21 protein-coding genes and 1 pseudogene are annotated in these 22,133 nt (G+C 71.4%); 10 read left to right on the top strand and 12 right to left on the bottom strand.

Annotated elements, in window-relative coordinates; genetic code table 11:
• Nucleotides 1–7: 7 nt before the first annotated feature.
• The gene (locus IE94_RS40385; protein ID WP_078606503.1) at nt 8–871 is read right to left on the bottom strand and encodes a hypothetical protein; all 864 of its coding nucleotides are present in this window, start codon (nt 869–871) and stop codon (nt 8–10) included.
• Between the two features lie 153 nt (nt 872–1,024).
• On the opposite strand from IE94_RS40385, the gene IE94_RS0115895 reads away from it, so the two are divergent.
• From IE94_RS0115895 to cseC, 5 genes are all read left to right on the top strand, one after another.
• Entirely contained in the window at nt 1,025–1,951 is a 927-nt protein-coding gene (locus IE94_RS0115895; RefSeq protein WP_030184207.1) for an HhH-GPD family protein, read from the top strand.
• Nucleotides 1,952–2,224: 273 nt separating this feature from the next.
• Nucleotides 2,225–2,758, top strand: coding sequence for a SigE family RNA polymerase sigma factor (locus IE94_RS0115890; RefSeq protein ID WP_003975479.1), 534 nt, complete (start codon nt 2,225–2,227; stop codon nt 2,756–2,758).
• Entirely contained in the window at nt 2,746–3,429 is a 684-nt protein-coding gene (locus IE94_RS0115885) for a hypothetical protein (RefSeq protein ID WP_030184204.1), read from the top strand. Before IE94_RS0115890 ends, IE94_RS0115885 begins: the two co-directional genes overlap by 13 nt.
• Nucleotides 3,430–3,563: 134 nt before the next feature.
• Nucleotides 3,564–4,268 (top strand): two-component system response regulator CseB, encoded by a 705-nt coding sequence (gene cseB / locus IE94_RS0115880; RefSeq protein ID WP_030184198.1) that lies wholly within the window; start codon nt 3,564–3,566, stop codon nt 4,266–4,268.
• Between the two features lie 16 nt (nt 4,269–4,284).
• On the top strand, nt 4,285–5,799 hold the full coding sequence (gene cseC / locus IE94_RS0115875; RefSeq protein ID WP_030184195.1) for a two-component system sensor histidine kinase CseC: 1,515 nt from the start codon (nt 4,285–4,287) through the stop codon (nt 5,797–5,799).
• A gap of 33 nt (nt 5,800–5,832) precedes the next feature.
• On the opposite strand, the gene IE94_RS0115870 is transcribed toward cseC, so the two are convergent.
• Genes IE94_RS0115870 through IE94_RS0115860 form a run of 3 tightly spaced genes read right to left on the bottom strand, consistent with a single transcriptional unit; the run spans nt 5,833 to nt 7,771 of the window.
• Complete coding sequence (locus tag IE94_RS0115870; RefSeq protein WP_030184194.1) at nt 5,833–6,666, bottom strand: aminoglycoside phosphotransferase/kinase family protein; 834 nt, start codon at nt 6,664–6,666, stop codon at nt 5,833–5,835.
• 30 nt (nt 6,667–6,696) lie between these two features.
• Nucleotides 6,697–6,966, bottom strand: coding sequence for a DUF397 domain-containing protein (locus IE94_RS0115865; protein WP_030184258.1), 270 nt, complete (start codon nt 6,964–6,966; stop codon nt 6,697–6,699).
• A complete protein-coding gene (locus IE94_RS0115860) occupies nt 6,935–7,771 on the bottom strand; it encodes a helix-turn-helix domain-containing protein (RefSeq protein ID WP_030184186.1) in 837 nt (278 codons plus the stop codon). The genes IE94_RS0115865 and IE94_RS0115860 overlap by 32 nt, the downstream gene beginning before the upstream one ends.
• 182 nt (nt 7,772–7,953) lie before the next feature.
• On the opposite strand from IE94_RS0115860, the pseudogene IE94_RS38120 reads away from it, so the two are divergent.
• Nucleotides 7,954–8,229 (top strand): annotated as a pseudogene (locus tag IE94_RS38120) (ATP-binding protein); the annotation flags it as partial.
• A 143-nt stretch (nt 8,230–8,372) separates the two neighbouring features.
• Here IE94_RS38120 and IE94_RS0115855 read toward each other — a convergent pair.
• Nucleotides 8,373–9,974 (bottom strand): MDR family MFS transporter, encoded by a 1,602-nt coding sequence (locus IE94_RS0115855; RefSeq protein WP_030184184.1) that lies wholly within the window; start codon nt 9,972–9,974, stop codon nt 8,373–8,375.
• A gap of 146 nt (nt 9,975–10,120) precedes the next feature.
• Here IE94_RS0115855 and IE94_RS0115850 point away from each other — a divergent pair, with 146 nt between their 5' ends.
• Nucleotides 10,121–10,720: a TetR/AcrR family transcriptional regulator gene (locus IE94_RS0115850; protein ID WP_030184181.1), complete on the top strand. Its 600-nt coding sequence runs from the start codon at nt 10,121–10,123 to the stop codon at nt 10,718–10,720.
• Between the two features lie 9 nt (nt 10,721–10,729).
• Here the strand turns inward: IE94_RS0115850 and IE94_RS0115845 are convergent, their stop codons facing one another.
• A complete protein-coding gene (locus IE94_RS0115845; protein WP_030184178.1) occupies nt 10,730–11,419 on the bottom strand; it encodes a M23 family metallopeptidase in 690 nt (229 codons plus the stop codon).
• A gap of 529 nt (nt 11,420–11,948) precedes the next feature.
• Here IE94_RS0115845 and IE94_RS0115840 point away from each other — a divergent pair.
• Nucleotides 11,949–12,650, top strand: a complete 702-nt coding sequence (locus tag IE94_RS0115840; RefSeq protein ID WP_051777517.1) for an HAD family acid phosphatase — start codon at nt 11,949–11,951, stop codon at nt 12,648–12,650.
• 43 nt (nt 12,651–12,693) lie between these two features.
• Nucleotides 12,694–15,639, top strand: a complete 2,946-nt coding sequence (locus IE94_RS0115835) for an NACHT domain-containing protein (protein ID WP_030184171.1) — start codon at nt 12,694–12,696, stop codon at nt 15,637–15,639.
• 80 nt (nt 15,640–15,719) lie between these two features.
• Here IE94_RS0115835 and IE94_RS0115830 read toward each other — a convergent pair whose 3' ends face one another.
• Nucleotides 15,720–18,248 (bottom strand): ATP-dependent Clp protease ATP-binding subunit, encoded by a 2,529-nt coding sequence (locus tag IE94_RS0115830; protein ID WP_030184165.1) that lies wholly within the window; start codon nt 18,246–18,248, stop codon nt 15,720–15,722.
• A 441-nt stretch (nt 18,249–18,689) separates the two neighbouring features.
• Here IE94_RS0115830 and IE94_RS0115825 point away from each other — a divergent pair, with 441 nt between their 5' ends.
• The gene (locus IE94_RS0115825) at nt 18,690–19,562 is read left to right on the top strand and encodes an SCO3374 family protein (RefSeq protein WP_030184155.1); all 873 of its coding nucleotides are present in this window, start codon (nt 18,690–18,692) and stop codon (nt 19,560–19,562) included.
• Here the strand turns inward: IE94_RS0115825 and IE94_RS0115820 are convergent, their stop codons facing one another.
• From IE94_RS0115820 to IE94_RS0115800, 5 genes are all read right to left on the bottom strand, one after another.
• A complete protein-coding gene (locus tag IE94_RS0115820) occupies nt 19,563–19,898 on the bottom strand; it encodes a histone-like nucleoid-structuring protein Lsr2 (RefSeq protein ID WP_003975458.1) in 336 nt (111 codons plus the stop codon). It abuts the gene before it with no gap.
• Between the two features lie 253 nt (nt 19,899–20,151).
• The gene (locus tag IE94_RS0115815) at nt 20,152–20,661 is read right to left on the bottom strand and encodes an amino-acid N-acetyltransferase (protein ID WP_030184154.1); all 510 of its coding nucleotides are present in this window, start codon (nt 20,659–20,661) and stop codon (nt 20,152–20,154) included.
• Nucleotides 20,662–20,670: 9 nt separating this feature from the next.
• Nucleotides 20,671–21,075 (bottom strand): BlaI/MecI/CopY family transcriptional regulator, encoded by a 405-nt coding sequence (locus IE94_RS0115810; RefSeq protein ID WP_078606501.1) that lies wholly within the window; start codon nt 21,073–21,075, stop codon nt 20,671–20,673.
• Nucleotides 21,076–21,234: 159 nt separating this feature from the next.
• Nucleotides 21,235–21,414, bottom strand: coding sequence for a hypothetical protein (locus IE94_RS0115805; protein ID WP_030184152.1), 180 nt, complete (start codon nt 21,412–21,414; stop codon nt 21,235–21,237).
• A 23-nt stretch (nt 21,415–21,437) separates the two neighbouring features.
• Nucleotides 21,438–22,049: a hypothetical protein gene (locus IE94_RS0115800; protein WP_030184150.1), complete on the bottom strand. Its 612-nt coding sequence runs from the start codon at nt 22,047–22,049 to the stop codon at nt 21,438–21,440.
• Nucleotides 22,050–22,133: the final 84 nt, after the last annotated feature.

The raw sequence follows: 22,133 nt of genomic DNA, 5'->3' as shown, positions 1-22,133 counted from the left end.
GCTCCCGTCAGTCGTTCTTCAGGACGAAGGACGTCTGCACCTTCTCGAAGCCGGGCGCCTTGGCCTCCACCAGGTAGGTGCCCGCCTTGGCCGATCCCGCCGGGGGCGTACCGCACTCGGGGGCGCTCGGCCTGCGGTCCCACTTCACGGTGTAGGTGATGCCGCTGCCGGCGGCCACCCGGTAGCGCAGGCTGCCCGCGCCCTCGACGCAGTCGTCGGAGGCCCAGTAGGCGTCGTCGCCGCTGGCCGGGGTGATCGTGAACACCGCGTGCTTCGGGCCGAGATCGACCTTGCAGTCGCTGCCCGAGGTGTTCCGCGCGGTCAGTTCGAACGCGGGGGTCTGTCCGGGCGAGTAGCTGTTGCGGACGCTGCGCAGGCTCAACTTCACGGCACCCGGCGTGCAGTTGGGCAGGGCCGACCCGGCCGGCAGGGCGTCACCCGCGCCGACGCCGGTGACCGCGCCGCCGCCTCCGGCACTGCCCGACCCGTCGCCGTCACCACCCGACTCGCCGCCGTCACCACCCGACTCGCCGCCGTCACCGCCCGAATCGCCGCCGCCGGAACCGGAACCGGAACCGTCGTTGCCGGAACCCGCCCCGGAACCGGAGCCGTTGGAGTCCCCCGACTCGTCGCGCCCGCCCGGGGCCTGGCTGATCGCCGGGCCGGAACCCGAGGGGCCCGGGGTGATCGACGGTGCCGGGTTCTTGCCGTTGGCCCCGTCGTCCCGGCCCTTGCCGCCGCCCCCGCCGCCGGAGACCACGATCCACGTGACCAACAGCACCAACAGGGCGAAAAGAGACAGCAGTACGGCCCTCCGTCGCCAGTAGATGGAGGAGGGAAGCGGCCCGACCGGATTGCGCAGAGATCCCACGGCGCAAACTGTACGAGAGATCGGCGCGTTCCCCCGTCCCACCCGCCGTTCCGGCTCTCAACTTTTACGGATCATCATTCCGGAGACCGTCCGGAACCCACCCGGTGGCGGTGTTCCCGTGCGGAGGTCCTCCCGTGGCAGGATCGGAGGGTCATGACTGCGCCCACGAAGCCCTCGCCAGGCGGACCCTCCGACCCCGCCGCGTCCGGTGTGCCGCTGCACGCCCCCGTCATCGACTGGTTCGACGAGCACGCCCGCGATCTGCCCTGGCGGCGTCCCGAGGCGGGCGCCTGGGGCGTGATGGTCAGTGAGTTCATGCTCCAGCAGACTCCGGTCAGCCGCGTCCTGCCCGTCTACGAGCAGTGGCTGGCCCGCTGGCCGCGTCCCGCCGACCTGGCCGCCGAGGCGCCCGGTGAGGCCGTGCGCGCCTGGGGCCGGCTCGGCTACCCGCGCCGCGCCCTGCGTCTGCACGGTGCCGCCGCGGCCATAACGGAACGGCACGGCGGCGACGTACCCTCCGACCACGCCCAGCTGCTGGCGCTGCCCGGCATCGGCGAGTACACGGCCGCGGCGGTCGCCTCCTTCGCCTACGGACAGCGGCACGCCGTCCTGGACACCAACGTCCGCCGAGTCTTCGCGCGCGCGGTCACCGGCGTGCAGTACCCGCCGAACGCCACCACCGCCGCCGAGCGGAGGCTGGCCCGGGCGCTGCTGCCCGCCGAGGAGGCGAGCGCCGCCCGCTGGGCCGCCGCCTCGATGGAGCTGGGCGCGCTGGTCTGCACGGCGAAGAACGAGTCGTGCCACCGCTGCCCGATCGCCGCCCAGTGCGCCTGGCGGCTGGCCGGCAAGCCCGCCCACGACGGGCCGCCGCGGCGCGGCCAGACGTACGCGGGCACCGACCGGCAGGTGCGCGGGCGACTGCTCGCGGTGCTGCGGGACGCGGCCGGGCCGGTGTCGCAGGCGGCCCTCGACCAGGTGTGGCAGGAACCGCTCCAGCGGGCCCGCGCCCTGGACGGCCTGGTGGCCGACGGGCTGGTGGAGCCGTTGGCGGACGGGTTGTACCGGCTGCCGATGAGCTGACGCGCGGCAGCTCCCGTGTCATCTCCGTGACGGCCCGGATATCAGGCGAATCACCTGATGTCACCATCAAGTGGTGCATTGATTTGCCCGGTTCCTCCTTCCGTTACACAACCGACGGACAGCCGAGGGTTTGCCGCAGGCTGCTTCGCACAGCGCCGTGACAACGCTTCCCTACCTTCGTTTGCGTGCCCAAAGGGCATGGCGACAACGGACCACAGGCAGTGGGCCGGCGGTGACCACCGTCGGAGTTACGGGGATCGGAAGGCGGTTGACATGGGCGAGGTGCTCGAGTTCGAGGAGTACGTCCGTACCCGGCAGGACGCGCTGCTGCGCAGCGCCAGGCGCCTGGTCCCCGACCCCGTCGATGCCCAGGACCTGCTGCAGACCGCGCTGGCGCGGACGTACGGGCGCTGGGAGACCATCGAGGACAAGCGGCTGGCGGACGCCTACCTGCGCCGGGTGATGATCAACACCCGGACCGAGTGGTGGCGGGCGCGGAAGCTGGAGGAGGTGCCGACCGAGCAGCTCCCCGAGTCCCCCATGGACGACGCCACCGAGCAGCACGCGGACCGCGCCCTGCTGATGGACGTCCTGAAGGTGCTCGCCCCGAAGCAGCGCAGCGTCGTGGTGCTGCGACACTGGGAGCAGATGTCGACGGAGGAGACCGCCGCCGCCCTCGGCATGTCGGCGGGAACGGTCAAGAGCACGCTGCACCGGGCGCTCGCCCGGCTCCGCGAGGAGCTGGTCGCCCGCGATCTGGACGCACGGGCGCTGGAGCGTGAGGAGCGGGAGCGTTGCGCGGCCTGACCGACGGTCGGACACCCGGGGGGACCGGGAGAACCACGCAGGCGGCGAGTACGGCGGTGGCCGTGTTCGTCGCCCTCGGCGTTTCCCTGTCGGGCTGCGGGACCGGCGGCACCGGCGCCCGGGACGAGGGGCCGGCCCACGCGGACACGGTGGGCGGCGCGGCCTCGTCGTCCCCCGCGCCCGCGGCGAAGGCGTCGCCCTCCCCCTCGAAGGTCCCCGACCGCGTGGACGCGGTGCGGCTCGTCAAGGCCGACCCCCAGGTGTCCCCGGAGGTCAAGCGCGAGCTGAAGCCGTGCGTCGCCGACGAGTACCCCGTCGACGTGACGTACGGGAAGCTGACGGACGGCTCGGCGGACGACGTCGTCGTCAACGTGCTGACCTGCGGTGACGCGGTGGGGGTGGGCAGTTACGTGTATCGCGAGGAGGACGGCGCGTACCAGAATGTGTTCAAGGCCGAGGAGCCTCCGGTGTACGCGGAGATCGACCGCGGCGACCTGGTGGTGACCAAGCAGGTGTACGACAAGGGCGACCCGGTGTCGAGTCCGTCCAGCGAGAACGTGATCACCTACCGCTGGGCGTCGGGCCGGTTCGCCGAGGAGTACCGCACCCACAACGAGTACAGCAAGGCCGCGGGGAACGCGCCCACCCCGGCTCCGGAGCCGGACAGCTGAACCGCTGCGTCGCACCGGCCGACGTGAACCGATCGGGCCGCTCGTACCGATGACCGGGTGAAGGCGCCGTAGGCGATCCGGCGACCGGCCCGTCCGACCGACCACACCCCCTGATGAGGACTGAGAGCACCGGGATGGCAGACCAGACCCACGTCCTGTTCGTCGAGGACGACGACGTCATCCGCGAGGCCACCCAGCTCGCCCTGGAGCGGGACGGCTTCGCGGTGACCGCGATGCCCGACGGGCTCTCGGGCCTGGAGTCCTTCCGGGCCGACCGCCCCGACATCGCCCTCCTAGACGTCATGCTCCCCGGCCTCGACGGCGTCAGCCTGTGCCGGCGGATCCGGGACGAGTCCACGGTGCCGGTGATCATGCTGTCGGCGCGGGCGGACTCCATCGACGTGGTGCTCGGCCTGGAGGCCGGCGCCGACGACTACGTGACCAAGCCCTTCGACGGGGCCGTGCTGGTCGCCCGGATCCGGGCGGTGCTGCGGCGCTTCGGGCACGCCGGGGGCGGCGACCGGGCGGAGGCGGGCGGTGCCGCGGGCACCGGGGGCGTGCTCACCTTCGGCGACCTGGAGGTGGACACGGACGGCATGGAGGTGCGCCGGGCCGGGCGGCCCGTCGGGCTCACTCCGACCGAGATGCGGCTGCTGCTGGAGTTCTCCTCCGCGCCGGGCACCGTGCTCTCGCGCGACAAGCTGCTGGAGCGGGTGTGGGACTACGGCTGGGGCGGGGACACCCGGGTCGTCGACGTGCATGTGCAGCGGCTGCGGACCAAGATCGGCCAGGACCGGATCGAGACGGTCCGTGGCTTCGGCTACAAGTTGAAGGCCTGAGCGGGGATACAGGGATATGCGGGGGTTCTTCCGACGCCGGACCGCCTCACCTCCGGGGCGCCCGTACGACCACACGGGAGCGGGCGAGCAGGCGGGAGCGGGCGAGCATGCGGAGCCGGACGGGCGTACGCGCCCTGCCGGGGCGCGCGGGCTGCGTGCCCGCGGCATGCGCACCGGGCTGCGCTGGAAGCTGAGCGCGGCCATCGCGCTGGTCGGCGCGCTGGTGGCGGTCGCGCTGAGCCTGGTCGTGCACAACGCCGCCCGCGTCTCGATGCTCGACAACGCCCGTGACCTCGCCGACGACCGGGTCCTGATCGCCCAGCGCAACTACGAGCTGTCCGGGCGGCAGAACTTCCCCAACGCCCGGATCGACGACCCCGAGCTGCCGCCGGAGCTGCGCCGCAAGGTCGAGGCGGGACGGCGGGCCACCTACGTCTCCGAGCGGTCGAACGGCGTGCCGGACATCTGGGCGGCCGTGCCGCTCAAGGACGGGCACGTGATGTCGCTGCGCTCCGGTTTCACCGACCGCAGCGCGGACATCCTCAGCGACCTGGACCAGGCGCTGGTCATCGGTTCCATCGCGGTCGTCCTCGGCGGCAGCGCGCTGGGCGTGCTCATCGGCGGCCAGCTGTCGCGCCGGCTGCGCAAGGCCGCCGCCGCCGCGAACCAGGTGGCCAACGGCGAGGCCGACGTCCGGGTGCGGGAGGCCATCGGGGGCGTCGTGCGGGACGAGACGGACGACGTCGCGCGCGCCGTGGACGCGATGGCCGACGCCTTGCAGCAGCGCATCGAGGCCGAGCGCCGGGTCACGGCGGACATCGCGCACGAGCTGCGCACCCCGGTGACCGGCCTGCTCACGGCCGCCGAGCTGCTGCCGCCGGGCCGGCCGACCGAGCTGGTCCTCGACCGGGCGAAGGCGATGCGCACGCTCGTCGAGGACGTCCTGGAGGTGGCGCGGCTCGACGGGGCCTCGGAGCGGGCCGAGTTGCAGGACATCATGCTGGGCGACTTCGTGACCCGGCGGGTGGCGGCCAAGGACCCGGCGGTGCAGGTGCGGGTGATCCACGAGTCCGAGGTCACCACCGACCCGCGCCGCCTGGAGCGCGTGCTGTTCAACCTGCTCGCCAACGCCGCCCGGCACGGCCGCTCGCCCGTCGAGGTCAGCGTCGAGGGCCGGGTGATCCGGGTCCGCGACCACGGGCCGGGTTTCCCCGAGGACCTGCTGGCCGAGGGACCGAGCCGGTTCCGCACCGGCAGCACGGACCGGGCCGGCCGGGGGCACGGGCTCGGGCTGACCATCGCGGCGGGCCAGGCCCGGGTTCTGGGCGCCCGGCTCACCTTCCGCAACGTGCGCCCGGCCGGCGCCCCCGCGCACATACCGGCCGAGGGTGCGGTCGCCGTCCTGTGGCTGCCGGAGCACGCCCCGACCAACACGGGGAGCCATCCGATGCTGCCGGAGCGGTCGGGCGGCGGCTCCTCGTCGCCCTCGCCGTCCGGGGAGGTGTCCCCGGGGGCGTCCCGGAGGCTGTGACCCCCGGCTCGGCGGTGACGCCCCGCTCGGCGGTCACCTCCGGTCGAGTGCGGCACGGACCCGGTCGAGTCCCTCCGCCCTCCAGTGGTCCCGGTCCGGCATCTGGTCGTCCCGGCGCCAGCGCCAGGCGGAGAACAGCGCCCAGTTCAACGCGCGGCACCGGTGGACCAGCGCGGGATCGGCACCCGCGTAGTGCGCCGCCGCTTCTTCGGGGCCGTGGGCGAGGTCGAACTCGACCGGGCCGCGGCAGCACGTGGCCAGGTCGACGAAGAGCGGGCCCCTGCGCGTGCCGAGGAGGTTTCCGGGGTGCGGCTCGCCGTGCAGCAGTTGGTCGCGTGCCCGGTCGGCGCTGATCCCGGCGCTCAGACCACCCAGGGTGTCGTGGAGGAATCGCCGGTCGGCGGCGGACAGTTCGGGGGACCGCTCCGGGTCGTCCACACCGTCCAGCGCCACGGCCACCCGATCGGTGACGTGCGGTGCGTCCACGTCGATCCGGCGCAGGGCGGCGTGGTGGCGCGCCAGCACGTCCGCGTAGTCGGCCGGCGCGATCTCCGGTCCCACCGGTTCGTAGTAGGTCCACAGCGAGAGCGCGAAGCCGTCCCGCACCTGGACCCGGGGGGCGACCCGCGGGTCCAGCTCGGCGACCGGAGCGTCGACCTCGGTGAGCCGGTGGGCGACCTCCACTTCGAACGCGGCATCGGCCAGGTGCCGGGACGGCGCGACCCGGGCCAGGACGTCGCACGGGAGCAGGCGCAGGGCGACGCGGTCCGAGTCGTGCACGACGCTCACGTCGTCGACCTTGAGACCCAGCGCCGAAGCCGTCGCCCGGGCGGCCTCGACCGCCCGGCGCAGTTCCGTCGGCTCCACGCCGTCCCCTTTCCGCCGGCGGCGATACGGCTACCGCAGGGCGTCGACGAAGGCCTGCCAGGCACCGGCACCCACGGTGACGACCGGACCGTCCGGGTTCTTGCTGTCCCGCACGGGGACGACGCCGGTGGGGCAGCCGTCGGCTACTTCGAGGCAGTCGCCGCCGTTGGGCCCGCTGTACGAGGCGGCGCGCCAGGAGGCACCGTCGGTGACGGCGCACTCCACGCATTCGCCGCCATTGCTCCCGCTGTAACTGGACTTGCGCCACTCAACATTGCTCAGTGCTGTGCGGGACCGCATAGCGTTCCTCCATCACGCGGGTGATCAGTCTCGCCGAGTCCTCGGGGGAGAGGGCTGAGGCTTGCAGTCGAGCGTAGCCGAATGAACGTTCCTTGATCACGTCCGGACTGGCGGTCATGTGCCCGCAGTCGTAGCCGTCCTTGTAGAAAAGATCGGGATCGGCGTCGAACCGGAGAAGCGTGAACGTACCCATCATGCCCGCGTGTTGGCCCGCCGCAAGCGGCAGGATCTGGATCTGGACCCAGGGAGCGGTCGCGAAGCCCAACAAGTGGGCGAGTTGGCCGCGCATGACGTCCGGCCCGCCGATCTCCCGCAGCAGGGCCGCCTCGTCCAGGACGACCCACAGCGCGGGAGGCTGGTCGCGCTGGAGAATGCGCTGGCGTTCCAGCCGGGCGGCGACCATCTCGTTCACGTTGCCGCCCTCGACACCGAGCACCGCCCGCGCGTACTCCTCCGTCTGCAACAGCCCGTAGACCAACTGCGCCTGGTACGTCGAGATGTACGCCGCCTTCGCCTCCATCTCCGCGTACGGCTGGAACCACGTGGGGAGTTGGCTGCGCAGGACGAGTCCGATCAGGCGGGAGAACAGGCCGTCCGTGCCCAGCGCGGCGTCCACCCGTTCGGAGAAGTCCCGCGTCGGGACCTTCTTCGTGGTCTCGATCTGGCCGACCAGTGACCCGGTGCAGAAGATGATGTCGCCGAGCTGGCCCTGCTTGAGGCCGTGGGCCTCGCGCTGGCGGCGCAGCTCCCAGCCGTAGTAGTCGAGCGGGGACGCGGTCGGGTCGAGGGACTGGATGTTGGCCACTGCGGCACCTCACTCCGGGACTGCGGGGAACTGCGGGGGACTGCGGACGGGCGGCAACACCTCGCGGCGTTCGTTCCTGTGCGTAGTCGAGCGTAAGCAGTGCGTCGCAGAGTTGTGGCGTGAACCACGTAACCGGTCCGCGGGCGGCGGACGTTGAGAGCCAGTACCACGCCGAGTTCGCCATGGGCGCGCACTCGGCCCGCCATCTGCGCCGCGTCCTGCGGCTGTACCTCGTGCGCTCCGGTCTGGCCGAGGTGTCCGACGCCGCCGAGCTGGCGCTCACGGAGCTGGTCGCCAACGTCGTACGGCATGTGCCCGGACGGCGTGGTCGCGTGTGCTTCCTGCTGCGGCCCGGCGCGGTGCGGGTGGAGGTCGCCGACGACTGCCCGGTACTGCCGGTTCCCGGGGCCGCCGAGGCGCTGGGCGAGGGCGGGCGAGGGCTGGTGATCGTCGCGGCGGTGACCGACCGGTGGGGCGTCACGCCGACCCCGGACGGACGCGGCAAGACGGTGTGGTTCGAGTGTGGCGACGCCGAAGACCCCCGGGCGGCCGTGGCCACCCGGGGGTCCGGTGAGGGGATGGGCGGCGTGCCGCCGCGAGGTCAGACGGTCTCGGCCACCGGTGCCTTCGCCGGGGCCGTGCCGTCGTCGCCGTCGGCTGGGGCGTCGGCCGCCTTCGGGCCCGCGCCCTTGAGGGGGACCTCCTTCACGAAGACCGCCGCGACCAGTGCGAGGACGGCCACCACGGAGCCGAGGAGGAACGCGCCGTGGGTGCCGGAGGACACCGCGTGCTGGTAGGCGTCGCGGACCGCCGCGGGCAGCGCGTTCAGCGCGTCCGCGGTCAGCGTCGCCGACTGCTCCGTCACCTTGGCACCCGACCCCGCGGCCCGCTCGGCCATCGTGTCCTGGACGCGGTTGTTGAACAGCGCGCCCATGATCGCGACGCCGAAGGAGGAGCCGAGGGTGCGGAAGAGGGTGGTGGAGGAGGACGCGACGCCCATGTCCCTCATCTCCACGCTGTTCTGCGCCACCAGCATGGTGATCTGCATCAGGCAGCCCATGCCGAGACCCACGACGGCCATGTACAGGCCGGAGGTGAAGCGGGTGGTGTCGGTGTCCATGGTCGACAGCAGGAACAGGCCGGCCGTCATCAGTACGCCGCCCACCACCGGGAAGATCTTGTAGCGGCCGGTGCTGGTGGTGACCCGCCCGGCGACCATCGACGTGACGAGCATCGCGCCCAGCATGGGCAGGAGCAGCAGTCCGGAGTTGGTGGCGGACGCACCCTGCACCGCCTGCTGGTACAGCGGCAGGAAGAGGGTGGCGCCGAACATCACGAAGCCGGTGATGAAGCCGATGAGCGACATCAGCGTGAAGTTGCGGCTGCGGAAGATGTGCAGCGGCACGACCGGCTCCGCGGCCTTGGTCTGCCAGAACACGAACCCGACCAGCGCGGCGACGCCGATGCCGATCAGCTCCATGATCCGCGCGGAGGTCCAGGCGTACTCGGTGCCGCCCCAGGTGGTGACGAGCACGATGGCGGTGATGCCGATGGTCAGCAGCGCGGCGCCCAGGTAGTCGATCCGGGCCTTGCTGCGCTTCTTCGGCAGGTGCAGCACGGCGCTGATGGCGACCAGGGCGACCGCGCCGAGCGGCAGGTTGATGTAGAAGGACCAGCGCCAGCCCCAGTGGTCGGTGATGGTGCCGCCGATCAGCGGTCCGCCGATCATCGCCAGCGCCATGACGCCGGCCATCATGCCCTGGTACTTGCCGCGCTCCCTGGGGGGTATCAGGTCGCCGATGATCGCCATGACGCCGACCATCAGACCGCCGGCGCCCAGGCCCTGGACGGCGCGGAAGCCGATGAGCTGGCCCATGTCCTGGGCCATGCCGCTGAGCGCCGAGCCGACCAGGAAGATCACGATCGACGTCATGAACGAGCCCTTGCGCCCGTACATGTCGCCGAGCTTGCCCCACAGCGGGGTGGAGGCCGCGGTGGCCAGGGTGTAGGCGGTGACGACCCAGGAGAGGTGCTCCAGGCCGCCCAGCTCGCCCACGATCGTCGGCATCGCGGTGCCGATGATCATGTTGTCGAGCATCGCGAGCATCATCGCGATCATGAGGGCGAGCAGGACGACCCGCACGCTCCTCGGCTGCTTGCCGACGCCGGCTTCGCCGGTCGCCGCCTCCGTCTTCTCGGCCATCTCTCCTACTCCCCCAGCTAGCGCTGTGCCACCTGCCACTTACTTGCCGACCGGCAAGTTGTCTACACTGGGAAGGTAGGAGCGTAACTAGCCGGGCGTCAAGTAAGTTTTTCGGAAAGTGCGCGGGGCAGGAGGTGCGTAGGAGGATGGGCGGCACCATGAACGGCACCAAGCAGCAGCGACGCCGCGGGGACACCCGCCAGCGCATCCAGGACGTGGCGCTCGAACTCTTCGCGGAGCAGGGGTACGAGAAGACCTCCCTGCGCGAGATCGCCGAGCGTCTGGACGTGACCAAGGCCGCGCTCTACTACCACTTCAAGACCAAGGAAGAGATCCTCGTCAGCATCTTCGAGGACCTCTCGCGGCCGCTGGAGGACCTGATCGACTGGGGGCGGGAGCAGCCGCACAGCCTGGAGACGAAGCAGGAGATCATCCGCCGCTACAGCGAGGCGCTGGCCGGCGCGGCGCCGCTGTTCCGCTTCATGCAGGAGAACCAGGCCACGGTGCGGGACCTGCGCATCGGCGAGCTGTTCAAGAACCGGATGTTCGGCCTGCGCGACATCCTCATGGACCCCGAGGCGGACATGGTCGACCAGGTCCGCTGCATCACGGCGCTGTTCACGCTGCACGCCGGGATGTTCGTGCTCCGGGACCTCGAAGGCGACCCCGAGGAACAGCGTGCTGCCGTTCTCGAGGTCGCCACCGATCTGATCACCCAGGCCCACCGGGGAGCCGCGGGCGCGTAGCCCCGCCCGTCAGACGGTCACGCCCTTGGCGCGCAGGAAGGCGACGGGGTCCACGGCCGAGCCGTAGTTCGGGGTGGTCCGGATCTCGAAGTGCAGGTGCGGACCGCTGGAGTTGCCGGTGTTGCCGGACTTGGCGATCGACTGGCCGGTCTTCACGATCTGGCCGATCTTCACGTTGATCTTGGACAGGTGCGCGTACTGGGAGTACGTGCCGTTGCCGTGCTTGATGACGATCGCGTTGCCGTAGGCGGGACCGTCACCGGCGCCGTTGCCGCCGGCCTTGACGACCGTGCCGCCATGGGCGGCGACGACGTTGGTGCCGATCGGCACGGCGAAGTCCTGGCCGCTGTGCTTGTGCGCCCACATGCCGCCGTTCTGGGCGAAGCTGGCGCTCAGCTCGTACTTCTTGACCGGGTCGACCCAGGAGGCGGCCTTCTTCTTGGTGGCCGTCTTCTTGGCGGTGGTGGTCTGCTTGGCGCTCGCGGCGGCCTTCTCGGCCTTCGCCGCCTTGGCCTGCGCCACGGCCTGGGCCTCTACGGCGCTCGCGACGGAGGAGGAGGTGTTCGAGGCCGCCGTGGTGCCGGTGGCGGCCGCGACCCCGGCTCCCAGTGCGACCGAGGCTCCGAGGCCGGCGGCCATCACCGCGGCGCGGGTGCGGATGGTCGTACGGGAAGAACGGGACGTGACACGCGGGAACATTCGAACCTCATGGGGACGGGTGCAGAGGAATGCCCACCGGCGGGACGCACCAGGCGCTCACCGGGCGGGCTCAACCTTGGTAACCCGCCGACCCCGAACCGCACAAAGGTGTGACCTACGACCCTATTTAGTACTTCAGTGTGAAACTTCATGACCCACGCCAGAGCTGCCATTTTGGACAAAAGCAGCTCAGAGCCCTGCAAACCCCCCTGCCACCCGCTCCGGTATGTCCGTTTTCGTAGTTCTTGTGGCGACCACTATTCCCCGTAGTACACCCCGATCGGCCTGTGCGGCACATCACCGGGGACCGCGGCCGAAGGGCCGGTGAATGTGACCGGGGCTACTCCCGTCCCGGCTAACCCGCCCTCCGCCCAAGGGGGTTCACCCGGGCTCGGAGCGTGGTCGGCGTCACAGCCGACTACTGCTCAGTAACCCAATCGTTGCCGTACGGCCACTTGCCGGGGCAAGCATGCACGCGACAACTTTGCCCGTCAGGCATCCGCGCAGGCAGGAGAGGACCCCACCCCCCATGACCGACCACACCGAACCGACCGAACAGGCCGAACAGGCCGCACAGAGCGGCCGGGCCAGAGGGGCCGCGCGCCGTACGTGGACGCGTGTCGCCGCGGCGTCCGCCGTCACCGTGGCGGCGCTCACCGCCACGGTCACGCCGTCCGTCGCCGTCGCCGCCCCGGCCGACGCGCCCCGCACGGCGGTGACGGCCGCCGCCGCGGCCGACGTCGACTACGACACCTGGCAGCGCGACTGCCGGGCCGTGATGGACGGGGCCCTGCCGTACCTGAAGGAGCGGATCGCCGACCGGGCGCCCGGCGAGAAGCAGGCGATCGTCCTCGACATCGACAACACCTCCCTGGAGACCGACTTCGGCTTCAGCTACCCGCAGCCCGCCAACCGGCCGGTCCTGGAGGTCGCCGAGTACGCGCAGGAGCACGGCGTCGCCCTGTTCTTCGTGACCGCCCGCCCCGGCATCGTCGAGGCGCCCACCGAGTGGAACCTCGCCCACGCCGGCTACGAGTCCTCCGGGCTGTACGTCCGCGGCTTCCTCGACCTGTTCAAGGACGTCGCCCAGTACAAGACCGAACAGCGCGCCGAGATCGAGTCGAACGGCTACACGATCGTCGCGAACATCGGCAACAGCGCCACCGACCTGCCGGGCGGCCACGCCGAGAAGACGTTCAAGCTCCCGGACTACGACGGTCAGCTGTCCTGACGCCCGTTAGGCTCCCCTCGTCGACCGACCACGGGGGTGGCGCATGGAACCGGCGGTACTCGGCGGGAAGTTGGCGTCCAGCCTGGTCGCCCCGCTGGTGAAGAAGCTGTTCGTGACGGGCGGCCCCGGTGCCGGACTGGTCGACCGGCCGGTTCGGCTGGACCGCCTGGTGTCCTTCCGCGGCGAGCGGCGCTCGCTGGGCGAGGAGGAGGTGCGCGGGCTTGCCGGGAAACTGGTGGCGGGCGCCCTGGACTCCCCCGGCGAGCCGCCCTTCCCGCCCGAGGAGGCCGACGCCGTCGCCGACGCCCTGGCGGCGCGGCTCCTCGCCCTGGGCGACCTGGACATGGACGACGTGCAGGCGGTGCGGCTCGGACACGCCGAGCTGGCCGCCCGGCTGCGTCGGCGGACGGCCGGTTCCGAGGACGGGCTCTGCACCGACGCCCGCTACTTCCTCGACTCGGCGACCGAGTGGGCCTGCCTGCACGTCCTGGAGTTCTTCACCCGCCGCTCCACCTTCGTGGCGCGGACGCTGGTGGCCCAGACCCGCGGCCAGGCCGAGCTGATCGCGAAGGTCGACGAGCTGATCGCCCGCGTTCCCCGGCCGGACGCCCGCGACACGGCGTTCGAACGCCGCTACCTGCCGTACGTCGCCGAACAGCACAACCGCATCACCATCTACGGCATCGACCTGCGCGAATCGCCCGACCGGTGGCCGCTGGAGGTCGCGTACCTGAGCCTGGAGGCGACCGCGGAGGAGGAACGGACCAGGGCACTCCCGGGTGAGTACGCCGACCCCGAGCACACCGTCCGCCTCGCCGCCGAGGACGCCCTGCGCACCCGCGACCGGGTACTCCTGCGCGGCGACGCGGGCTCCGGCAAGACGACCCTGGTGCAGTGGCTCGCGGTGACCGCGGCACGGGACGGGGACCGGATCCCGTACGTGCTGCCCCTGCGCACCCTGATCCGGGCCGGCGCGCTGCCCTCCCCCGCGGCCTTCCTCACCGCCGTGGGCTGCCCCCTCACCCCGCCGGAGGGCTGGGCGGAACGGGTGCTGGGCGCCGGCCGGGGCCTGGTCCTCGTCGACGGCCTGGACGAGATCCCCGCCGCGGAACGGCACCGCACCCGCGACTGGCTCCTCGCCCTCGTCCGCGCCTTCCCCGGCAACCGCTGGCTGCTCACCTCCCGGCCCACCGCCGTACGCGCCGACTGGCTGACCACCGAGGGCTTCCGGGAGCTGTCCCTCACCCCGATGCGGGAGCCCGAGGTCGCGACCTTCGTACGGCGCTGGCACCGGGCCGCCGAGGCGCCCGAGTTCGTCACGCGGCTGCTGGACTCCCTGCGCACCAAGCGCGACCTGGCCCGCCTCGCCACCAACCCACTGATGTGCGGCCTGATCTGCGCCCTGCACCGGGACCGCCGCGGCTACCTCCCCACCGGCCGCGCGGAGTTGTACGACGCCGCCCTCACGATGCTGCTGGCCCGCCGGGACCGGGAGCGCGGCATGGAGGCGGTGGAGCTGAGCGAGGAGGCGCAACTGGAGCTGCTCCAGCGGCTGGCGTACGCGCTGGTGCTGAGCGGGCGCACGGAGATGGCGGTGGAGACCGCCGAGGGCATCGTGGAGCGCGCGCTGCCGTCGGTGGCCTCGGCGGCGGGGCAGGGCGACGCGGCGACGGTCCTGCGGGCGCTGGTCCTGCGCAGCGGGCTGCTCCGGCGGCCCGGCGAGGGCACCCTGGACTTCGTCCACCGCACCTTCCAGGACTACCTGGGCGCGCGGTACGCGGTCGAGGAGGGCCATCTCGACGTCCTCGCGGGGCGCGCGGGCGACACCCAGTGGGAGGACGTCGTCCGCATGGCGGTGGCCCACGCCCGTCCCGGCGAGCGGGCGGTGCTGCTGCGGCGCCTGCTGGCGGAGGACACCCCTCGGCTGACCCTTCTCGCCCTGGCCTGCCTGGAGCACGCGACCGCCCTGGACCCGGCGGTGCGGGCGGAGGTGGAGGCACGGGCGGGGACGCTGATCCCGCCGGGGTCGTTGGCGGACGCGAAGGCCCTGGCGGAGGCCGGGCCACTGGTGCTGGAGCTGCTGCCGGGTCCGGAGGGACTGACGGAGCGGCAGGCGCACGGCGTGACGGTGACGGCGTCGCTGCTGGCGGAGCGGGAACCGGGTGGGGCACTCGCGGTGCTGCGCCGGTTCCGGGGACACGCGGCTCTCGGCGTGCGGCGGCAACTGGTGGGAACGTGGGACCGGTTCGACGCGCGGGGGTACGCGAGGGAGATTCTGGATCACCTGGACCCGACGGAGCTGTTCCTGACCTTGACGACGGCGGCGCAGCGCGGGGCTCACGCGGACATGCGGCCGTGGGGCAGGCTCGAGTTCCGCGGCGCGCACAGCTGGGACGAGATCCTCGCCTGTGTGCCCGACCCGGGCGCGGTCGAGAAACTGCTCCTGGTCGCGAACCCGGAAGCGACCGACATGGAGCCACTGGCGGCCCTCGGCCGTCTGCGGAGCCTGTCACTGCTCGACTGCGGAACCACGCGGGGCCTGGACCGGCTGTCCGCACTGCCCCTGGAGAGCCTCAGCGTCCAAAGCGCCGATCTCACCGGCCTGGACGAGCTGACGTCGCTGCGGGAACTGTCCTTGGGACAACGACTCCCGGGCAACCGCCTGACCGACTCCCTCCCGGTGGCAGCCCGCCTGCGGCAGCTCCACCTCGGTCGGGACACGACCCGGGACACCGGCCTTCGGGGCCTGTCCCACTGGTCCACGCTGTACGAAGTCACCCTGTCCTGCCCCGTCGGCACGGCCGACTGGACCGAGCTGTCCCGGCTGCCACGGCTGGAGCAGCTGATCCTGGACGCGTCGGTCATCGACATCGGCCCGGACGCGCCGGAGCTTCCCGGCGTACGCACCGTCATCCTGCGCCGTGCCCGTACGCAGGACATCGCTTGGATCACCACTCGCCTGCCCCGCGCCAGGATCCTCCGGATCTGAGGTGAAAGGGAGCGAAAGGCAAAGGGGCCGCCCGGGACCGAAGTCCCGGGCAGCCCCTTTCCAGGCTCACCCCCGGAGGGCTACGCCTCCTTGCTCAGGTTCGGACCCGCGCCGCCACCGGCCGCCTGCTCGATCGGCGGGACGTCGGGGAGGGCCGACTTCTCCTCACCCCGGAAGGTGAAGGTCTTGGTGTCGCCCTCGCCCTCGGTGTCCACGACCACGATGTGACCGGGACGCAGCTCGCCGAAGAGGATCTTCTCCGACAGCGTGTCCTCGACCTCGCGCTGGATCGTGCGGCGCAGCGGACGCGCGCCCAGCACCGGGTCGTAACCCTTCTTGGACAGCAGCTCCTTGGCGGACTGGGAGAGCTCGATGCCCATGTCCCGGTCCTTGAGGCGCTCGTCCACCTTCTGGATCATCAGGTCGACAATCCGCAGGATGTCTTCCTGGCTGAGCTGCGGGAAGACGACCACGTCGTCGACACGGTTGAGGAACTCGGGCCGGAAGTGCTGCTTGAGCTCGTCCTGGACCTTGTTCTTCATGCGCTCGTAGTTGGACTTCGTGTCGCCCGCGGCGGCGAAGCCGAGGTTGAAGCCCTTGGAGATGTCCCGGGTGCCGAGGTTGGTCGTCATGATGATGACCGTGTTCTTGAAGTCCACGACCCGGCCCTGGGAGTCGGTCAGGCGACCGTCCTCCAGGATCTGCAGCAGCGAGTTGAAGATGTCCGGGTGGGCCTTCTCGACCTCGTCGAAGAGGACGACCGAGAACGGCTTGCGGCGGACCTTCTCCGTCAGCTGGCCGCCCTCCTCGTAGCCCACGTAACCGGGGGGCGAACCGAAGAGACGCGAGACCGTGTGCTTCTCGCTGAACTCCGACATGTCGAGGGAGATCAGCGCGTCCTCGTCACCGAAGAGGAACTCGGCGAGCGCCTTGGACAGCTCCGTCTTACCGACACCGGACGGACCGGCGAAGATGAACGAGCCACCGGGACGCTTCGGGTCCTTCAGACCGGCACGGGTACGGCGGATCGCCTTGGACAGCGCCTTGACGGCGTCGACCTGGCCGATGACCCGCTTGTGGAGCTCGTCCTCCATGCGCAGCAGGCGGGACGACTCCTCCTCCGTGAGCTTGAAGACCGGGATGCCCGTCGCCGTGGCGAGGACCTCGGCGATCAGCTCGCCGTCGACCTCGGCGACGACGTCCATGTCGCCGGCCTTCCACTCCTTCTCCCGCTTGGCCTTGGCGGCCAGGAGCTGCTTCTCCTTGTCGCGCAGGGAGGCGGCCTTCTCGAAGTCCTGCGAGTCGATCGCGGACTCCTTGTCGCGGCGGACACCGGCGATCTTCTCGTCGAACTCGCGTAGGTCCGGCGGCGCGGTCATCCGACGGATGCGCATCCGGGAACCGGCCTCGTCGATCAGGTCGATCGCCTTGTCCGGCAGGAAGCGGTCCGAGATGTAGCGGTCGGCGAGCGTCGCCGCCTGGACCAGGGCCTCGTCGGTGATGGAGACGCGGTGGTGGGCCTCGTAGCGGTCGCGCAGGCCCTTGAGGATCTCGATCGTGTGCGGCAGCGACGGCTCCGCGACCTGGATCGGCTGGAAGCGGCGCTCCAGGGCCGCGTCCTTCTCCAGGTGCTTGCGGTACTCGTCCAGCGTGGTCGCACCGATGGTCTGCAGCTCACCGCGGGCCAGCATCGGCTTGAGGATGCTCGCGGCGTCGATGGCGCCCTCGGCGGCACCCGCACCGACCAGCGTGTGCAGCTCGTCGATGAACAGGATGATGTCGCCGCGGGTGCGGATCTCCTTGAGCACCTTCTTCAGGCGCTCCTCGAAGTCACCGCGGTAGCGGGAGCCGGCGACCAGGGCGCCGAGGTCCAGGGTATAGAGGTGCTTGTCCTTGAGGGTCTCGGGCACCTCGCCCTTGACGATGGCCTGCGCGAGGCCCTCGACGACGGCGGTCTTGCCGACGCCGGGCTCACCGATCAGCACCGGGTTGTTCTTGGTACGGCGGGACAGCACCTGCATGACCCGCTCGATCTCCTTCTCGCGCCCGATGACCGGGTCGAGCTTGGACTCACGAGCGGCCTGGGTCAGATTCCGGCCGAACTGGTCGAGGACCAGGGACGTGGAGGGCGTGCCCTCCGCAGGACCGCCGGCGGTGGCGGTCTCCTTGCCCTGGTAGCCGGAGAGCAGCTGGATGACCTGCTGCCGCACCCGGTTCAGATCTGCGCCCAGCTTGACCAGGACCTGGGCGGCGACGCCCTCGCCCTCACGGATCAGGCCGAGCAGGATGTGCTCCGTGCCGATGTAGTTGTGGCCCAGCTGGAGGGCCTCGCGGAGCGACAGCTCCAGAACCTTCTTGGCACGGGGGGTGAAGGGGATGTGGCCGGACGGGGCCTGCTGGCCCTGGCCGATGATCTCCTCCACCTGCTGGCGGACCGCCTCGAGCGAAATCCCGAGGCTCTCAAGGGCCTTGGCGGCGACACCCTCACCCTCGTGGATCAGGCCCAGGAGGATGTGCTCGGTGCCGATGTAGTTGTGGTTGAGCATCCGGGCTTCTTCCTGAGCCAGGACGACAACCCGCCGCGCGCGGTCGGTGAACCTCTCGAACATCGTTAATCGCTCCTCAGAGCGGTCAGGCAGTGGGGGGAACTTCCCCTCCCTGTCCTTCCGCAGCTTAGTCCCGCAAGCGGGGACCGCTCATTCCAACTGCCGACACCGTCGATGGCCTCCTGACCCCTGACGCCGACATCTGCCACAACCCGATGGTGCGAGACGATGTTCCCGCAGGCCAGGCACTTACCCCACTCGCCAGTACGCCGATGGCGAACGCGAGACGGCCGGATCTGCAAGTCGCCCCCTCCCACTAGGGATGTCTTACCCGCCGGGACGGACACTCCATGCCGCGCGCACCGGTTCCCTCCGCTACGGGCGAACAACCTTGCGCCTCCCCGCACCCCCGCACGCCCCCTCTTGCCGCCTCAGTCCAGCACTCTGCGCGTTTACACCGCCACCCAGCGTAACCCGGGGGCTCTTCGGACGGTTGCACTTGGCATGGTCGGCGCCTCGCATCCGATGCCGTTCCCCCACCCGATCCCGCACCCGGCCCCCGTTGCTCCCGCGACCCCCGTCGTGCCGTCACCCCGGCGGCCCCTCGGGGACGGAGACTCGGGGTGGGAGCGGGCGCGGGGGTGGTACGAGAGCGCGCTCGGGTGGCCGACGGCGCCCGGGGAGCCGCTGCGACTGCGCACGGGCGTGCGTTTCGATGTCCTCGACGTGCCGGCCGACGCGGGGTACGCGACGCTGGAGCGGCTGGAGAGGGTGGAGAGGGTGGAGAGGCGAGAGCGGCGGGAGGGCCTGGAGCGGCTGGAGGGCCCCGAACGGCTGGAGAGGGTGGGGCGTGCCGGGCAGGCCGGGGCGGGTTCGCCGATGCCGGGGCTTCCTGTGCCGGGGCTTCCCGCGCCGGGGTTTCCGGTGCCGGATCTTCCCGTGCCGGGGTTTCCGGTGGCGGTCCAGGGCTCGCGGATGCTCCTGCTCGTGGCGCCGGGCGCCGCGGAGGAGCTGCCGGGGCTGCTGGAGTGGCTGGAGTGGGGCTCGCTGGCGCTCGACCTGACGGCGGTCGGGAAGGGCGGCCTCGTGGACGCGCCCCTGGTCCCCGAGCCCGGCCCGGCCGGGCTGCCGCCGCGTCCCCCGGAGCGCGACGGCCTGCGAGGGGCCGCCGTCTGGCTGCGACCCCCGGAGCCGGGGTGCGAGGTGGGGGCCTCGCTGCCGGCACTGTCGGTCCCCGGGCGTACCGGGACCGCACTCGATCTCGCCCGGCTGGTCCACACGCTGGCCACGCAGTGCCACCGCGTCCGACTCACCGCGAGCGACCCGCCGCGGGCGCGGGCCGTGGCGCGGGTGCGGGCCGTGGCGCGGGTGCGGTGATCAGCCGTTGGCCTGCTCGTACGCCTCGCGGACCTTCGCGGGGACACGACCGCGGTCGTTGACGTCCCAGCCGTTCTCCTTCGCCCAGGCGCGGATCGCAGCGGTGTCCTGGCTGCCGCCGGAAGCGGCGCGCGCCTTGCCGCGACCGCCCGAGGCACGGCCCCCGGTGCGACGGCCACCCTTCAGGTACGGATCGAGAAGACCGCGGAGCTTGTCCGCGTTGGCGGTGGTGAGATCGATCTCGTAGGTCTTGCCGTCCAGTGCGAACGTCACGGTCTCGTCTGCCTCGCCGCCGTCGAGGTCGTCGACAAGAAGGACCTGAACCTTCTGTGCCACCGGATTTCCTTTCATCGATAACTTGAGGGCCGGAGGTCCGTCGGCGTCCGCCGTATCGCCGTCCCTTGTTATATGCAGTACTGCAGTACGCCGGAAAGCAAACCGCTTTTGCCGGAAAAACACAAACCCTCGACGGAGACCGGTAGCCTGACTCCGGGCCGGAAACATGCGCGTTTCGGACATAGGGAACCCGTGAAGGGTGGGTCGGTGGAATAATCCTCGAAGGACGTGGACGCCCGGCGCTGCCCGGCGATCACAGATGCAGAAGCATCCGGCTGTTGCCCAAGGTGTTCGGTTTCACTCGTTCGAGCCCCAGGAACTCCGCAACACCCTCGTCATAGGAACGCAGCAGCTCCGCGTACACATCGGTGTCGACCGGCGTCTCCCCGATCTCCACGAAGCCGTGCTTGGCGAAGAAGTCCACTTCGAAGGTCAGGCAGAAAACACGGCGAACACCGAGCCAGCGTGCCGTGTCCAGCAACTTCTCCAGCAGCTTGTGGCCGACGCCCGCGCCCTTCAGACCGGGCTTCACCGCGAGAGTCCGCACTTCCGCGAGGTCTTCCCACATCACGTGCAGCGCGCCGCAGCCGACCACCTCGGCGTTGTCGTCGCGTTCCGCCACCCAGAACTCCTGGATGCTCTCGTAAAGCGTCACCATCGCTTTGTCGAGCAGGATACGGTCACGGACGTACGCGTCGAGGAGCCGGCGTACGTCCGGGACATCGCCGGTGCGGGCCCGCCGGACGGTGATGGCATTTGGCATGTGGGGACGCTATCGCTCGCCGCCGCCCGGTACCGCGCCGGGTCCCCGCGCGGGGGCTGGGGTTTCCGGTCCCTGCACGATGCGGATGGCGTCTGCGAGCGCTTGGCGCTGTTCCTCGCTCATCATGCCGAAGAAGGCGACGAGGGCCGCGGCGGGGTTGTCGCTCTGGGACCAGGCGTCGTTCATGAGGGCGGCGGCGTAGGCGGCGCGAGTGGAGACCGCCTCATATCGATAGGCCCGGCCTTCGGACTCGCGGCGCACCCAGCCCTTCTGATGGAGATTGTCCAAAACGGTCATCACGGTGGTGTACGCGATGGACCGTTCCTGTTGCAGGTCTTCCAGGACTTCTCGAACGGTCACGGGGCGGTTCCACTTCCACACCCTCGTCATGACCGCGTCTTCGAGTTCTCCCAATGGGCGAGGCACGCTTCGAACGATAGTGGGAGATCGGGGCGATCGCGTGCCGGACGTGCGCCTTCGCTGGAAAACGGGCACAAAAGGGGCGTACGGCTCCCGGGAGGAGCCGTACGGGGGGTGGGGCGTGGGGTGGGCCGTCGGTGCGGTGCTTGCGGGTCAGACCTCGGGGTGCGGGGACGCCTGCCTGGTGCTCTCCGCCCGCGCGAGGGCGGCGTCGACGACCGCGTCCTCCTTGGCCTTGTTGGCGCCGCCCTGGGTCTTCACGATCACCCGGATCAGGCCGATGAAGAAGACGGCCATCACGGCCGGGGGCAGGAGCGCGGAGACGTAGTCCATGGGACCAGGGTAGCCAGGCGCCGTCAGCCGGCCGCGAGGTGGTGCCGGGTGTCCGGGGCGGGGGGTGCCGGCGGGGTGGGCTTGCGGCGGGGGAAGACCTCGCCGGGGGTGGGGACGGGGCGCTTGGGGGTGGCCGGGGCGGGGGGCCGGGGGGAGGCCGGTTTCGGGGCGGGCTTCTGCGCGGGGTCCTTGTCCGGCTGCCGGCCGCCGGGGAGGGCGTGGAGGCGGGTGCGCGCGGCGGGGAGGATCACCGCGGCTGGGCCCGTCGTGGCCGTGCCCGGCGTGGCCGTTGTAGGCGGGCCGGGGCGGCAGCGGGCCAGCAGGGCGGCTGCCGCGGGGTTGCCGCGCAGGGCACCCAGGGCGGCGAGGTCGTCCGCGCCGGGGCGGTGGCCGGCGCCCAGCGCCTCGTCCAGGAGCGTGAGGTAGCCGGTGGCGGTGCCGGGGAGGGCGGCGCGGTACCGGGCGAGGTCGGCCACCAGGAAGGCGCGCAGCCTGGCCCCCTCTCGCATCGCCTCGTCGAGCGCTTCCGCGAGGTGGAGGCAGTCCTGGGCCTCCTGGGCCGAGACCGGGCTGGGGTTCAGGGCGAGGGCGAGGGCTCGCCGGAGCACGCGCAGCTCCTGAGCACCGAACGCCATGCCGCCGCGGGGTCCGTAGGGCGTGGGCATGCGGCGACGATACGCGCTAATCAGACAAACCCCGCATAGGGGGCATGGGTGTGG

The organism is Streptomyces violaceorubidus (assembly GCF_000717995.1).
In the GTDB taxonomy this organism is placed as follows: Bacteria; Actinomycetota; Actinomycetes; order Streptomycetales; family Streptomycetaceae; genus Streptomyces; species Streptomyces violaceorubidus.
This window is presented reverse-complemented; position numbering and strand designations above follow the sequence as displayed.

Coding starts and splice junctions, on each gene's coding strand:
- IE94_RS0115895 (WP_030184207.1), top strand. CDS start 1,025: ATGACTGCGCCCACGAAGCCCTCGCCAGGCGGACCCTCCGACCCCGCC.
- IE94_RS0115890 (WP_003975479.1), top strand. CDS start 2,225: ATGGGCGAGGTGCTCGAGTTCGAGGAGTACGTCCGTACCCGGCAGGAC.
- cseB (WP_030184198.1), top strand. CDS start 3,564: ATGGCAGACCAGACCCACGTCCTGTTCGTCGAGGACGACGACGTCATC.
- cseC (WP_030184195.1), top strand. CDS start 4,285: ATGCGGGGGTTCTTCCGACGCCGGACCGCCTCACCTCCGGGGCGCCCG.
- IE94_RS0115865 (WP_030184258.1), bottom strand. CDS start 6,966: ATGCGGTCCCGCACAGCACTGAGCAATGTTGAGTGGCGCAAGTCCAGT.
- IE94_RS0115855 (WP_030184184.1), bottom strand. CDS start 9,974: ATGGCCGAGAAGACGGAGGCGGCGACCGGCGAAGCCGGCGTCGGCAAG.
- IE94_RS0115850 (WP_030184181.1), top strand. CDS start 10,121: ATGGGCGGCACCATGAACGGCACCAAGCAGCAGCGACGCCGCGGGGAC.
- IE94_RS0115845 (WP_030184178.1), bottom strand. CDS start 11,419: ATGTTCCCGCGTGTCACGTCCCGTTCTTCCCGTACGACCATCCGCACC.
- IE94_RS0115840 (WP_051777517.1), top strand. CDS start 11,949: ATGACCGACCACACCGAACCGACCGAACAGGCCGAACAGGCCGCACAG.
- IE94_RS0115835 (WP_030184171.1), top strand. CDS start 12,694: ATGGAACCGGCGGTACTCGGCGGGAAGTTGGCGTCCAGCCTGGTCGCC.
- IE94_RS0115830 (WP_030184165.1), bottom strand. CDS start 18,248: ATGTTCGAGAGGTTCACCGACCGCGCGCGGCGGGTTGTCGTCCTGGCT.
- IE94_RS0115825 (WP_030184155.1), top strand. CDS start 18,690: ATGGTCGGCGCCTCGCATCCGATGCCGTTCCCCCACCCGATCCCGCAC.
- IE94_RS0115815 (WP_030184154.1), bottom strand. CDS start 20,661: ATGCCAAATGCCATCACCGTCCGGCGGGCCCGCACCGGCGATGTCCCG.
- IE94_RS0115805 (WP_030184152.1), bottom strand. CDS start 21,414: ATGGACTACGTCTCCGCGCTCCTGCCCCCGGCCGTGATGGCCGTCTTC.
- IE94_RS0115800 (WP_030184150.1), bottom strand. CDS start 22,049: ATGGCGTTCGGTGCTCAGGAGCTGCGCGTGCTCCGGCGAGCCCTCGCC.